This window comes from Streptomyces sp. NPDC055099 (genome assembly GCF_053607685.1).
This window is the reverse complement of sequence record NZ_JBSGUA010000003.1, coordinates 66,060-79,692: the sequence shown is the minus strand read 5'-3', so window position 1 is coordinate 79,692 and position 13,633 is coordinate 66,060. Positions and strand designations below refer to the sequence as shown.

Sequence of the window (13,633 nt, the reverse complement as noted above, 5' to 3'; positions counted from 1 at the left end):
GGTCGCCACCGACGCCGCCTCCTACAGCGACAACGCCGCAGGTCAGCGCATGCGGGACGTCACACCGTCCACGACGGTTCCAGTTCCACGATGTCACCGGCCAGTGCCGCGACATCGGCCTCCGTCTGGGCCCGCAGCGAGAGGCGCTCCACGCGTTCCCTGCGGTACTTGCCGTGCTCAGCGGCCGAAAGCCACATGGAGAGCACGAGGAACTCATGTCCGGGCGCCTCCCCGAAGAGCCCGCGCACCATCCCCGGAGAGCCCGCCATCGCCGGGTTCCAGACCTTCTCCTGCATGAGCGCGAAGTGCTCCACCCGCGCCTCGCGGACCCGGCAGTGCGCCACCCGCACCACGTCCGCGTCCGTGAAGCGCGGTTCGAAACCCGTCTTCACGTCGAAACGGTGGTCGAAGAGCTTGATCTGGATGTCCTTGAAGGTGCCGGACTGCGTCGCGGCGAGCCGGTCATGGGAACGCGCCATGAAGGAGTCGTAGAAGGCCCGGCTCTCCCAGAAGCCGAAGACGTGCGCCACGCCCGGCCGCTCCCGACTCCACCCCCCGCCCTGTCCCCGGAACCCCGGCTCCCCCAGAAGCCCCGCCCACTTCCGCTGTCCCCGCTCGAACCCCCGTCGGTCCACCACGGTGCAGCGAATCCACTTGACCAGCACCGCGCCATCGTACGGCGCGGAGCGTGGCCCGGGTCACGCTCCGGCGTAGTGCGCCCGGATCAGCCCGGCGCGATCATCGGCGGTCAGTTCAATACCGAACTCACGGGCGAGGACATTCCCCGACTCCTCGGCACACAGTGCATCGCGCGAGCATCATCTCCAGGTTCTCGATCAGCCCCAACAGCCTTACCCATCAGGAAACTTCAGTGATGTCAGTCATAAGCCGTAGCGTGTCTGTAGGACATGCCGTACGGACATGTGCGGTGCGGCAGCGCCGGCCGGGATTTCGAAAGTACGAAGAGGGGGAGCTCCGTGAGCAGTGTCAGCAAGGGGATCAAGAAGGTCGAGGTGGGGCTCAAATGGGACCCGAGCCCTGTCGGTGCGCCTCCCCATGATCTCGACATCATCGCCGCGACCTACGCAGCCCACGCTCCGTACGACAGCCCGGTGTACCTGGTGCACTTCGACAGCCGTGCCCCCGACGGGACGATCACCCTCAACAGGGACAGCAAGACGGGCCAGGGCTTCGGCTTCGACGAGGTCATGACCCTGGAGCTCGACCGGCTCGCCGCTGCCTACGCGCGCGTGGTCGTCGGTGTCGCCATACAGCCCAACGAGGCGCGGAAGGTGTTCGGCGACATCCCGAACACCGGGGTGCGCATCCGCGAGGGGCACACCGACCTCGCGCAGAACGATCTCTCCGCGGTCTCCGAGCACACCGCGGCGACGATCGCCGAGTTCAACCGCGACGAGTCGGGCGCGTGGTCCTTCCGCGAGATGATCCGTGGGTTCGAGGCCGACCCGACGTCGTTCGCCGCGGTGATGGGCACCGAGATCTGAGCACGGCGCCCGGACCGGGAAACGCCAAGGGCGGTGATGCCGATTTCTCGGCATCACCGCCCTGGACGATCAGGCTTCACTCCCGACCGGCGCCGGGAGCTCCCGGTCGGGTCAGCTGCAACCGCTGGTCGAGCCGCAGCCCTCGCAGATGTAGCAGGAACCGGCCCGCTGCATCTTCGTGCCGCAGGAGAAGCACAGCGGCGCGTCGGCCTGGATGCCGAGCTGCATCTCGACGAGCTCGGCGCTGGTGTGCGCCTGCTGCGGAGCGGGCTTCTCGGCCTCGGCCTTCGGTTCGGCGACGGCCTTCAGGACCTCGGGCTGCCGCGGGGCGGACTGGGCCAGACCCTCGACGTCTACGTCCGAATCGTCCATCGACGGCTCGTACGAACCCGTCTCCAGGTGACGCTGACGCTCCTCGGCCGAGTGGATGCCGAGCGCGGAGCGCGTCTCGAAGGGCAGGAAGTCCAGCGCCAGGCGGCGGAAGATGTAGTCGACGATCGACTGCGCCATCCGCACGTCCGGGTCGTCCGTCATGCCGGCCGGCTCGAAGCGCATGTTCGTGAACTTCGAGACGTACGTCTCCAGCGGGACGCCGTACTGCAGGCCCACGGAGACGGCGATCGAGAAGGCGTCCATCATGCCCGCGAGGGTCGAGCCCTGCTTGGACATCTTCAGGAAGACCTCGCCGAGACCGTCGTCCGGGTAGGAGTTGGCGGTCATGTAGCCCTCGGCGCCACCCACGGTGAAGGAGGTGGTGATCCCCGGGCGGCCCTTGGGAAGGCGCTTGCGGACGGGGCGGTACTCGACCACCTTCTCGACCGCGGCACGGATCGTGTCCTCGGCCTTCTCGGTGACCTCGGCCTTCTCCTGCTCCTTCTTCTTGGCGGAGAGGGGCTGGCCGACCTTGCAGTTGTCGCGGTAGATGGCGAGCGCCTTGACGCCCATCTTCCAGGCCTCGTAGTAGACCTCTTCGACGTCCTCGACGGTCGCCGTCTCCGGCAGGTTGACCGTCTTGGAGAGCGCTCCGGAGATCCACGGCTGGATGGCCGCCATCATCCGGACGTGACCCATCGCGGAGATGGAACGCTCACCCATGGCGCAGTCGAAGACCTCGTAGTGCTCGGTCTTCAGGCCGGGGGCGTCGATCACATTGCCGTGGTCGGCGATGTGGGCGACGATCGCCTCGATCTGCTCCTCCTGGTAACCCAGGCGACGCAGGGCCTGCGGCACGGTGCCGTTGACGATCTGCATCGAGCCGCCGCCGACGAGCTTCTTGAACTTCACCAGGGCGAGGTCGGGCTCCAGGCCCGTGGTGTCACAGGACATCGCGAGACCGATGGTGCCGGTCGGGGCGATGACGGACGCCTGGGAGTTACGGAAACCGTTCTTCTCGCCGAGGCGGAGCACGTCCTGCCAGGCCTCCGTGGCGGCGGCCCAGATCGGCGAGTCCAGGTCGTCCACGCGGGGCGCCGTGGCGTTGGCGTCGGCGTGCTGCTTCATGACGCGCTTGTGCGGCGTGGCGTTCTTGGCGTAGCCGTCGTAGGGGCCGACGACCGCGGCGAGCTCGGCGGAACGCTTGTACGACGTACCCGTCATCAGGGAGGTGATGGCGCCGGCCAGGGAGCGGCCGCCGTCGGAGTCGTACGCGTGGCCGGTCGCCATCAGGAGGGCGCCGAGGTTGGCGTAACCGATGCCGAGCTGGCGGAAGGCGCGGGTGTTCTCGCCGATCTTCTGCGTCGGGAAGTCCGCGAAGCAGATGGAGATGTCCATCGCGGTGATGACCAGCTCGACGACCTTGGAGAAGCGCTCGGAGTCGAAGGACTGGTTGCCCTTGCCGTCGTCCTTCAGGAACTTCATCAGGTTCAGCGAGGCGAGGTTGCAGGACGTGTTGTCCAGGTGCATGTACTCGCTGCACGGGTTCGAGCCGTTGATCCGGCCGGACTCCGGGCAGGTGTGCCAGGCGTTGATGGTGTCGTCGTACTGGATGCCGGGGTCGGCGCAGGCCCAGGCGGCCTCGGCCATCTTGCGGAAGAGCGACTTGGCGTCGACCTCCTCGATGACGTCGCCCGTCATACGGGACGTCAGGCCGAACTTGCCGCCCTCCTCGACCGCCTTCATGAACGTGTCGTTCACGCGGACCGAGTTGTTGGCGTTCTGGTACTGGACGGACGTGATGTCGTCGCCGCCCAGGTCCATGTCGAAGCCCGCGTCACGCAGGGCGCGGATCTTCTCCTCTTCCTTCACCTTGGTCTCGATGAAGCCCTCGATGTCGGGGTGGTCGACGTCGAGGATGACCATCTTGGCCGCGCGGCGCGTGGCGCCACCCGACTTGATCGTTCCTGCGGACGCGTCGGCACCGCGCATGAAGGAGACCGGTCCCGAGGCGTTGCCACCGGAGGACAGCAGTTCCTTGGAGGAGCGGATGCGGGAGAGGTTCAGGCCGGCGCCGGAGCCGCCCTTGAAGATCATCCCCTCTTCCTTGTACCAGTCGAGGATGGAGTCCATGGAGTCGTCGACGGCCAGGATGAAGCAGGCGGAGACCTGCTGCGGCTGGGGCGTTCCGACGTTGAACCAGACCGGCGAGTTGAAGCTGAAGATCTGGTGCAGGAGGGCGTACGCCAGCTCGTGCTCGAAGATCTCGGCGTCGGCGGGCGAGGCGAAGTAGCTGTAGTCCTCGCCGGCCTTCCGGTACGTCTTCACGATGCGGTCGATCAGCTGCTTGAGGCCGGTCTCGCGCTGCGGGGTGCCAACGGCCCCGCGGAAGTATTTGCTGGTGACGATGTTGACCGCGTTCACCGACCAGAAGTCGGGGAACTCGACGCCACGCTGCTCGAAGTTGACCGAGCCGTCGCGCCAGTTGGTCATGACGACGTCTCGGCGCTCCCAGACCACCTCGTCGTACGGGTGCACGCCGGGCGTCGTATGGATGCGCTCGATACGCAGACCCTTGCTGGCCTTGGATCCCTTGGCTCGGGAACCTCGTGCCGGGCCGCTCGTCGTCTCGGTCATGCCGCCTCCCTGTATCAGGCTAAAACGCCCTGAAGTGCCACGATGTTCCCGTGACACGGTGTTGTCTGGTGCCGCGAAAGCCGCGAAGGCTCCCGCAACAGGTCTGTGTGTGCCGCCGTCGGCCGTTCAGCCGGTCAGTCGGCGGCAGTGGCGGGCACCGGGACTTCGACAGTCCCTCCGGGCCCGCAGTCGTTCGCGCCGGGCTCCCCGCCGGCGCCCTGCGGCTCTTCGTCGAGCCGCTTCTCCCGCTGGTCCCTCAGCTCCCCGACGGCAGCCTCGAAGTCGTCGAGCGAGTCGAACGCCCGGTACACGGACGCGAAGCGCAGATAGGCCACGAGGTCCAGCTCCTGCAGCGGACCGAGTATGGCCAGACCGACGTCGTGCGTGGTCAGTTCGGCACTCCCGGTGGCCCGCACCGCCTCTTCGACCCGCTGGCCGAGCTGGGCGAGCGCGTCCTCGGTCACCGGCCGCCCCTGGCACGCCTTGCGTACGCCGTTGATCACCTTCGTACGGCTGAACGGTTCGGTCACGCCGCTGCGCTTGACCACCATCAGCGAACACGTCTCCACGGTCGTGAAACGACGGGAGCAGTCGGGGCACTGGCGGCGCCTGCGGATCGACGTGCCGTCATCGGTGGTGCGACTGTCGACCACGCGACTGTCGGGGTGCCTGCAGAAGGGGCAGTGCATGGAACTCCCAACCCTCCTTCACGACACGACTCATAGGCCTCAACAGGCCCGTGAGGCCCTCGAAGCAGCCCCAAGCATAGGCGATGCCCAAGGCCTGAAAAGACCCGGGGACCACAACTTCTGGGCCACGGTCGCAATCCAACCACTAGATCTTGGGTTTGACCGTAAATCCGGCCCCATCGCGTGTCGCGCACCCACAGCCCGCCGGGAAGCGTACGAGTTCGTGTCGCGCGCCGCACGGGAAGGGGGCGGTGCGGGGTTGACCGGGTGCCGAGTGGCAGTATGGGAGCCCCACTGAGGGGGCTGCGGCCCTGGCGGTGAAGCGTACCGTAATGAACCGAAATGCCAGTCGGCTCGAACGTTAGCCATACACCCAGACGCATGATCAGAACAGGCGATCTGCGATTTTTCACTCGAACGTGTGTTTGGCGCAACCTTTCGAAAGCAACTACCGTTGGCTAACTAGGGAGAACATCTCGAGAGGGGCCGACCGACGTGACCACCACCGCAGACAGCGCCACCATCACCGCCCAGGACCGCCAGAGCCGACTCGAGCCGGTGCATGCCATGAATGACGCAGCCACGAACCAGGAGGGCCCCAAGCCCACACGCTCCCTACCGGGCCGACCTCCTGGCATCCGCGCCGACAGTTCAGGGCTCACCGACCGGCAGCGGCGCGTCATCGAGGTCATCAGGGACTCGGTGCAGCGGCGGGGGTACCCGCCGTCCATGCGGGAGATCGGGCAGGCGGTAGGCCTCTCCAGCACCTCATCGGTCGCTCACCAGCTGATGGCCTTGGAGCGCAAGGGCTTCCTGCGCCGCGACCCGCACCGCCCGCGGGCGTACGAGGTGCGTGGCTCGGACCAGCCGAGCAGCCAGCCCACGGACACGGCAGGCAAGCCCGCCGCTTCGTACGTCCCGCTGGTCGGCCGCATCGCGGCCGGTGGCCCGATCCTGGCCGAGGAGTCGGTGGAGGACGTCTTCCCGCTCCCCCGGCAGCTCGTCGGTGACGGTGAGCTCTTCGTCCTCAAGGTCGTCGGTGACTCGATGATCGAGGCCGCCATCTGTGACGGGGACTGGGTGACGGTCCGCCGCCAGCCGGTCGCCGAGAACGGCGACATCGTCGCCGCCATGCTCGACGGCGAAGCCACGGTGAAGCGGTTCAAGCGCGAGGACGGTCACGTGTGGCTGTTGCCTCACAACTCCGCGTACCAGCCCATCCCCGGTGACGAGGCCACGATCCTCGGCAAGGTGGTGGCGGTGCTGCGGCGAGTGTGAGCCTCCGCCCCTGACCGGGCCCCGGAACCAACTGCGCCGGTTCCGGGGCCCTGCTGCGTCCGCAGCCGTCTCACCGGGCCGTCAGGCCGTTGCCTACGCCTCGGCAGCCTCGTCCTCGTCGTCCGTCTGGGGATTGGTCTTGGGGTCGGGCTCGGGGTTCGGCTTCGGGTCTGCCTTGGCTGCCGCATCGATCGCCGCCAACGAGCGGCGGGCCTGATTGCGGTCCGTGGTGTACCAGAAATCGGGCAGCGAAGCCCTCAGATAGCTGCCGTAGCGCGCGGTCGCGAGCCGGGGGTCCAGGACGGCGACGACACCACGGTCCGCGGAGGCCCGCACCAGCCGGCCCGCGCCCTGCGCCATCAGGAGCGCGGCGTGGGTCGCGGCGATGGCCATGAAGCCGTTGCCCCCTGCGTCGTCCACCGCCTTCTGGCGAGCGCTCATGAGGGGGTCGTCAGGGCGCGGGAAGGGGATCTTGTCCATGACCACCAACTGGCAGCTGGCGCCCGGCACATCGACGCCCTGCCACAAGGAGAGCGTCCCGAACAGGCAGGTCTGCGGGTCCGCCGCGAAGTTCTTGATCAGCTCGCCCAGCGTCTCCTCGCCCTGCAGCAGGATGGGCATGTCGAGACGGCCACGGAGCTCCTCGGCGGCCGTCTGAGCGGCGCGCATGGAGGAGAACAGGCCGAGCGTACGACCGCCTGCCGCCTCGATCAGCTCCGCCAACTCCTCGATCATGTCGCTGCGCGTGCCTTCGCGGCCCGGCCGGGCCAGGTGCTGGGCGACGTACAGGATTCCCTGCTTGCGGTAGTCGAAGGGCGAACCGACGTCCAGGCCCTTCCAGGCAGGGGCGTCCTCGGACTCGACACCCTCGGGGGCGAGCCCCAGGGAGGCGCCCACGCCGTTGAAGTCGCCGCCGAGCTTGAGGGTGGCGGACGTGAGGACGACCGAGCGGTCGCTGAAGAGCTTCTCGCGGAGCAGGCCCGACACGGACATGGGAGCCACCCGCAGGGAGGCTCCGAAACGGTCGTGCCGTTCGTACCAGACGACATCCCACTCGGAGCCGTTCGTGATGCGCTCCGCCACGTCGTGGATCGTCTCGACGGAGGCGAGGGCCTGCTTGCGTACGGCGTCCTCGTCCTGGACCGATTTGTCGCGGGTGGAGCCGAGCGCCGAGATGACCGTACGAGCGGCGTCACGCAGAGCCATCAGCGCGTACCCGAGATCCTCCGGGACCTCCTCGAGGCGGCCGGGGAGTGCCAGCTCCATCACCCGCTCGAAGCCCTCGGACGCGGTCTGGAGCTGATCTGCCGCCTTTTCGTTGACGAGCTTGGCGGCTCGGCGCACGGCTCGGTTGACCTGGCCAGGCGTGAGCTCGCCGGTGGCGACACCGGTCACCCGGGACACCAGTTCGTGCGCCTCGTCCACGATCAGCACCTCGTGCTGAGGAAGGACGGGGGCGCCCTCGATGGCGTCGATCGCGAGGAGCGCGTGGTTGGTGACGACGACCTCGGAGAGCTTGGCCCGCTCCCGTGCCGCCTCGGCGAAGCACTCCGCTCCGTACGCACACTTCGACGCGCCCAGGCACTCCCTGGAGGAGACCGAGACCTGGGACCAGGCACGGTCGGAGACCCCGGGAGTCAGGTCGTCCCGGTCGCCGGTCTCGGTCTCGTCCGCCCAGTCCCGCATCCGCAGCAGGTCCTGGCCGAGCTTGCTGGTGGGGGCAGCGGCCTCGAACTGGTCGAAGAGGCCCGGCCCGTCCTCCTCTTCCTGCGGCACGCCTTCATGGAGGCGGTGCAGGCACAGGTAGTTCGAGCGGCCCTTCAGCATGGCGAACTGGGGGCGGCGGCGCAGCAGCGGATGCAGGGCGTCCACCGTGCGCGGCAGATCGCGCTCCACGAGCTGGCGCTGCAGCGCGAGGGTGGCCGTCGCGACCACCACCCGCTCGCCGTGCGCGAGCGCGGGCACGAGATAGCCGAGGGACTTGCCCGTGCCGGTGCCAGCCTGGATCAGCAGATGGGAACCGTCGTCGATCGCCTCGGCGACGGTCTCGGCCATCGTCACCTGGCCAGGGCGCTCTGTGCCGCCGACGGCGGTGACGGCGGCGTGCAGGAGCTCGGGAAGGGAGGGCTTTGTCATAGCGCGACCACCCTACGGGTCTCCACTGACAATCCCTCGATCAAGGCTGATGCAGAGGGTTCGAAACGCTCCCGTGCACGGCGGCGTGTGGTCGCTCGGGACGATCCCGGTACCCGTCGAGGTGCAGCCGGTTGCGGTTGAGACACAGGCGCTCGATGCGCGGCGTGAGCAGGTCGAACATCTCGTACCGCTCCTTGAGCTGTGGCGCCCGCGCCTGATGGCGGAGGATCTCGGCGCGGACGAGGGACCAGAAGGCCGCCTCCGGGATGCCCAGCTGTTCATGGCAGAGCGGGGCGAGATAGCGGAAGACACCTACGAAGAGCCCTGAATGGATGAACTGCGTGAGGAAGTCGGGGCGTTCGGTGAGCAGCACCTCACGGACGTCGTCCGGCATCGACGCGTGTTCGGGAAGCGCCTCGGCGCTGACATTTATGTCGTCCACGAAGTCCTTCACCGCGAGTCGGACGGGGACGTCCTTGTCGTCGAAGACGACGATGGCGTTCTCCCCGTGAGGGGAGAACACGGTGCCGTACCGGTAGAGGAACTGCAGCAGCGGAGGAAGCAGAGCACCGAAGAGGTGCCGCAGCCAGACCTCGGGGGTGAGCCCGGAGCGCTCGACCAGCTCGGCGACGAAGGCCCTGCCGTCCGGATCGGTGTGCAACAAGGAGGCGAGCGTCCGGGCACGCTCGTCGGGGGCGAGATACCGGGTGATCGGTTCACGCCAGATCACCCCGAGCAGTTCTTTGTATTGGTAGGGAACCTCAGGAAGGCCGTCGTACAAGGGATGCTCGACGGTCACCGAGGCGACCTCGCCGAGCAGGATCACCCGGCATTCGTCACGCAGGAAGGGGTCTGCGTCACGCAGGGCGTGCATCCACGCGGTGACGGCGGGGGCGGCGAGAGTGCGCTCGGTCGGGAGCCCGCGCCACACCAGGGTGTTCAGGACCGACAGCGGCAGCTTGACGGTGTGCCGATCGGGACGGGACAGATTCAGGAACGTACGGATGGACTGCTGGGGCAGCCGCAGATCACCGTCGGTGGGCAGCGGCACGATCGCGTCCTCGGCCACGGAGGGGGCGAAGAGGGGCAGCACGACGTCGTCCCACTGCCACGGGTGCACCGGCAAGTAGAGGTAGGCCTGCGGGTCGAGCCCGCGTGCCGTGAGAGCGTCCGCGAAGAACTCCCGGGTGGCGGGCGCGAGTTCGCGCGAGTAGAGCTTTTCCGCCGTGTCCAGGCCCGCGACGCCTCGGTAGGCGGCGAGGTCGGCATGGACCGCGATCCACGGGAGCTGCGCGGTGAGGCGGGCCTCGGGCGCCCAGCGGGCGGCGTCAGTGGCGGAGAAGCCGATGCGGCCCTTGTTCAGGACCAGCCAGGGGTGTCCGGTCTGATGCCCCTCCAGTTCGGCGTAGCCGAGGTCGGCGAGCTGCGCCGCGGTGAGGGCGGTCTGGTCGAGCCGGGCGTCGGCGGTGAGCGTGATGGTCAGCTCGCGGATGAGGTGGCCGAGCGTGGCGCCGTCGATGCCCAGGGTGCGGCGGGCGCGGGTGAGGAAGCGGAGGGGGTCGCCGAAGGGGAGCGGCGCTCCGTCGCCCTCGGCCAAGGCGAGGCTGGCCGGGTCGACGTGCCAACTGCCGTACGAGCCGCGGCGGGCGCGGAAGAGGAGGCGGGGTGCCGGCTGTCGCCGGGGTTCGCCGGGCTCGTCGTCGGCGCCGGCTGAGTCGTCGCCATCGCCGTCGAGCCGGAAGCTGTAGTTGTCCAGCCGGAGGTTGTAGCCGTACGGGTCGTCCGGTGCGGCGGGGGCGGGGTTTCGCGGCCTGGCGGGTACCGGCTCGATGATCTCCTCGTAGGCGAACTCACCGACCATTTTGGCGAGGAGGCGGCGCCCGGCCGTCGCCCACCTGTCCGCGGTCAGCTCGGGCGGGTCATAGAGAGCGGACGGCTCTCGGGGTGTCGGGGGGACGGACGGATTCGGCACGGGAACTCCTCAGGGAGGGAACCGGATCAGGTCGAGCGGTGTACCAAGAGTGAGCGGGTCAGAGCACTGCGCGCAGTGCCCGGTCACGGACCATGAGCGCCGCCCGCTTGTCGGGGAGATCCACTTCGGCGGCGTAGCGGAAACCGGCGCTCAGGAATGCGGAGACGGAGGGGGTGTTGCGCAGGTCGGGTTCTGCGATGACGCGTGCGCAGGAGGCGCGGTGGTCGAGCACGAGGTCGGCGACGGCTCTGAGGAGAGAGGTGCCGAGTCCTCGGCCGCGGTCGGCGACACCGCCGATGAGGAGGTGAAGACCGGTGTCGTGCGGGCGGGCCGGGTAGTGCCGGGCCAAGGCGTCGAGGTCCGCACGGTAGACCTCCCAGTAGCTCATCGGCGTGCCGTCAAGGACACCGAGACAGGGGACGCTGCGTCCGTCACCGCCGATCTGGTCGCGCAGATGCGCCTCCGTGACGGCGTCGGGGCCGGCCAGCTCCCAGAATGCCGCCACGGCAGGGTCGTTCATCCACCGGCTGATGAGGGGGAGGTCGCGTTCGATACACACGGGGACGAGTTGGAAGACACCGGCTGAGGTGGTGGCGGGGCCCCAGTCGGCGACGTTGTCGAGCAGGTCCTCGGCTGACGAGCCGGCGGGCGGGGCCGGGGCACGGAATGCCGTGCGCGCGTCGGCGCCGACGCGACCGACGTACGCACCCTGCGCTTCAGCAGCGCCGACCGCGCCGCCCGTGCCGTTCGCGCCGCCCGCACCGAACAGAGCGATGAGTTCGTCCGGGAGGCGCAGGTCCAGGGTGTCCTGGACGTCCGCCCTGTCGGCGGCACAGGACTCGACGGCGGGTTCGGCGGTGGGTTCCGCGACAGGTTCGGCGACGGACTCGGTACCGGCGTCGGCGCTCGCATCAGGGGGAGGCGGAGGCACGGCGTCGCTCCTCTCAGAAAAGGCGGGTCATGTTCCTCAGGAATGAAGGGGGTTGGCGATGGAGACGTAGACGGACTGGGTATCGACCGGGCCCACGAGTTCGTCGAGGCCACGGAGACGGGTCAGCAGGTTGGCCTTGCACCGCAGGACGGGTGAGTCGAGAAGCAGGGCGGGCAGCGGCGTGTTCAGCGCGGCCGGGCCGGAGACGATGTCGCCGAGGAAGCGGCGGAAGGCCGCGAGCAACAACCGCTCTTCGGCCAGGCGTTGGGCGCCGAGGGCTCCGATGAGGCCGAGGACGTTGTTGATGCCGAGGTAGTAGGCGAAGCGCTCGTCCGCCACCTCGTCGGACACGAAGGTGTCGCTGTGTTCGCCGATGCCGGGGAGCCTGCGGTCGAGGTCGGCACGTCGGGACTCGCGGTAGTAGTAGCCCTGGTTGTCGCGGTAGCGCCCGCCCACGGGCCAGCCGTCGGAGTCGAGCAGCAGCAGGGTGTTCTGCTGGTGGGCTTCCAGGGCGACGCCTGCCTCGCTGTCCAGCCAGAGCACTGGGCGCACGACGTTCTGCAGGTAGCGCAGGAACCACTCCGTGGCGACGGCTCCCCGAGGGCGGCCCGTCCGTCCGGCGAGGCGGGTGACGATCTCGCCGAGCCGGGAGCGCATCGGGGGACGGTCGTGCCCCGTGGAGTGCGGTGATGGCCTGGGCGATACGAGACCCGCGATGCAGGTGGCGTCGTCGCCGGGGCCGAAGGGGTTGTGCCGGATCATCACGTCGAGCCCGGTCACGGGCGCGCCGTCAGGGCCGGTCACGGCGAGCCAGGCCGGGTCGCGGATCACGTCGAAGCCCGGGTGGACCGCCTGCCACTGCTCGCCGAGGCCGCTGCGCAGCAGTCGGTGGACCTCGACGCCTCGATGGAGTTCCTTGCGGAGATTCTCACGACGGGAGTTGGTGATGCGCAGGCCGAGCGAGAGCTTCAGCATGGCCGGGGCGCCCGAGCGGTAGAGGGTGCGCACGGAGGAGGTCGGGTACCACGGTGCGCCATGGGGGCCGAGGTCCTGGAGGAGGCCGTCGTCCAGGAGCGCGGCGGTCGTGGGGCGGTGCCTGAGCTCACGCATCTGCCACGGGTGCAGGGGCAGGGCGGCGTGGCCTTCGGGCAGCGGCAGGTCCGGACCGGCGAGGCGGGCGGTGAGCTGCTCTGCCGGGAGGGTGCGGCCACGCTCGGTCCAGGCCGAGTCCGCGGCCAGCACCGACGGGTCGACGGCGAGCCAGTGCAGCGCGAAGGCGCCGCGCAACTCCGGTGAGTAGAGCCGGGATTCGGTGTCGGAGAGCCCCTCGCGGCTCTTCGGGGTGGGGTGCAGGGGGTGGCCGAGCAGCAGGGACTGCTCGGCGGCGAGGAAGAGGTCGGGCTCGTCGCCGGGGTTGTTCCGGCGATCGGCGATGAAGGTGGCGGTGCGCCGCACCGAGTCGGCGACGCGGCCGACGAGGTCCCCGCCGCCTTCTACTCGCTCGCCGTCGTCGCTCCCGGGGTCGATAGGGCAGGCCTCACCCTCCAGACCGGTCTCACCCTCCGGGCCAGCCTCACCCTCCGTGCAGCGCTCACCGTCCGAGTCGTCACCGTCCGAGCCAGGCTCACCCCCCGGGTCCAGGGCTCCGCTGCGCTGGCCCGTTTCGCGGCCCAGCAAGGCGGCCACGGTGACGGCGTCGGCCGGGGGCGCGCTCTGGGGGCCGTCTTCCAGATAGGGGAGGCCGAAGCGGTGCCAGCCGGTGGCCGACCAGTAGTACACGGGGACGAGGAGGGCGGTGCCGCTTGCCGCGAGCGGGATACGCAGGACGCCGTGCTCGGGGGCGGGGAAGTCGTTCTCGCGTACCCAGCAGCGCAGGAGGTTCTCGATGGCCGCCACCTGCGCGGCGGTGTGCGGATCGGGGTGCTCCAGGAGATCGGCGGTCGCGCCTCGCAGCTGCTCGGTCTGCAGGCCTCCCTGCTGCCTGGGGACCGTACCGGGCTCCGCCACCAGTGAGGATTGCTTGCCGCACGTGCCTGGCACGTGGGGGTGGGGTGGACCGTCGGATGCGGGGGTGGCGTTCAAGAGAGCTTCCTTGTGAAGTCGTTCGGGCTCC

General features: G+C 69.1%; 9 protein-coding genes. 2 read left to right on the top strand and 7 right to left on the bottom strand.

Features of this window, described 5'->3' with window-relative positions:
- Positions 1-59 precede the first annotated feature (59 nt).
- Positions 60-665, bottom strand: a complete 606-nt coding sequence (locus ACWFRU_RS08385; protein WP_383324094.1) for a YdbC family protein — start codon at positions 663-665, stop codon at positions 60-62.
- 312 nt (positions 666-977) lie between these two features.
- Here ACWFRU_RS08385 and ACWFRU_RS08380 point away from each other — a divergent pair, with 312 nt between their 5' ends.
- Positions 978-1,505: a TerD family protein gene (locus ACWFRU_RS08380; protein WP_453685347.1), complete on the top strand. Its 528-nt coding sequence runs from the start codon at positions 978-980 to the stop codon at positions 1,503-1,505.
- A 111-nt stretch (positions 1,506-1,616) separates the two neighbouring features.
- Here the strand turns inward: ACWFRU_RS08380 and ACWFRU_RS08375 are convergent, their stop codons facing one another.
- On the bottom strand, positions 1,617-4,514 hold the full coding sequence (locus ACWFRU_RS08375; RefSeq protein ID WP_453685346.1) for a vitamin B12-dependent ribonucleotide reductase: 2,898 nt from the start codon (positions 4,512-4,514) through the stop codon (positions 1,617-1,619).
- A 134-nt stretch (positions 4,515-4,648) separates the two neighbouring features.
- Positions 4,649-5,203 carry a transcriptional regulator NrdR gene (gene nrdR, locus ACWFRU_RS08370; protein ID WP_453685345.1) on the bottom strand — a complete coding sequence of 185 codons (555 nt, stop codon included), beginning with the start codon at positions 5,201-5,203 and terminating at the stop codon, positions 4,649-4,651.
- A 495-nt stretch (positions 5,204-5,698) separates the two neighbouring features.
- Between nrdR and lexA the strand changes: the two genes are divergently transcribed.
- Positions 5,699-6,481: a transcriptional repressor LexA gene (lexA, locus tag ACWFRU_RS08365; protein ID WP_363209982.1), complete on the top strand. Its 783-nt coding sequence runs from the start codon at positions 5,699-5,701 to the stop codon at positions 6,479-6,481.
- 93 nt (positions 6,482-6,574) lie between these two features.
- Here lexA and ACWFRU_RS08360 read toward each other — a convergent pair whose 3' ends face one another.
- From ACWFRU_RS08360 to ACWFRU_RS08345, 4 genes are read right to left on the bottom strand one after another with little or no spacing between them, the layout of a single operon-like run.
- Positions 6,575-8,617, bottom strand: coding sequence for an ATP-dependent DNA helicase (locus tag ACWFRU_RS08360; protein ID WP_453685344.1), 2,043 nt, complete (start codon positions 8,615-8,617; stop codon positions 6,575-6,577).
- 40 nt (positions 8,618-8,657) lie between these two features.
- The gene (locus tag ACWFRU_RS08355) at positions 8,658-10,589 is read right to left on the bottom strand and encodes an IucA/IucC family protein (protein ID WP_453685343.1); all 1,932 of its coding nucleotides are present in this window, start codon (positions 10,587-10,589) and stop codon (positions 8,658-8,660) included.
- Between the two features lie 58 nt (positions 10,590-10,647).
- Positions 10,648-11,520, bottom strand: coding sequence for a GNAT family N-acetyltransferase (locus tag ACWFRU_RS08350; protein WP_453685342.1), 873 nt, complete (start codon positions 11,518-11,520; stop codon positions 10,648-10,650).
- A 36-nt stretch (positions 11,521-11,556) separates the two neighbouring features.
- Complete coding sequence (locus tag ACWFRU_RS08345; protein WP_453685341.1) at positions 11,557-13,602, bottom strand: IucA/IucC family protein; 2,046 nt, start codon at positions 13,600-13,602, stop codon at positions 11,557-11,559.
- Between the last annotated feature and the right edge of the window lie 31 nt (positions 13,603-13,633).

What these genes read in the sequence shown, in the direction of transcription:
- ACWFRU_RS08375 (WP_453685346.1), bottom strand. Translation starts at nt 4,514, where the DNA reads ATGACCGAGACGACGAGCGGCCCGGCACGAGGTTCCCGAGCCAAGGGA.
- nrdR (WP_453685345.1), bottom strand. Translation starts at nt 5,203, where the DNA reads ATGCACTGCCCCTTCTGCAGGCACCCCGACAGTCGCGTGGTCGACAGT.
- ACWFRU_RS08360 (WP_453685344.1), bottom strand. Translation starts at nt 8,617, where the DNA reads ATGACAAAGCCCTCCCTTCCCGAGCTCCTGCACGCCGCCGTCACCGCC.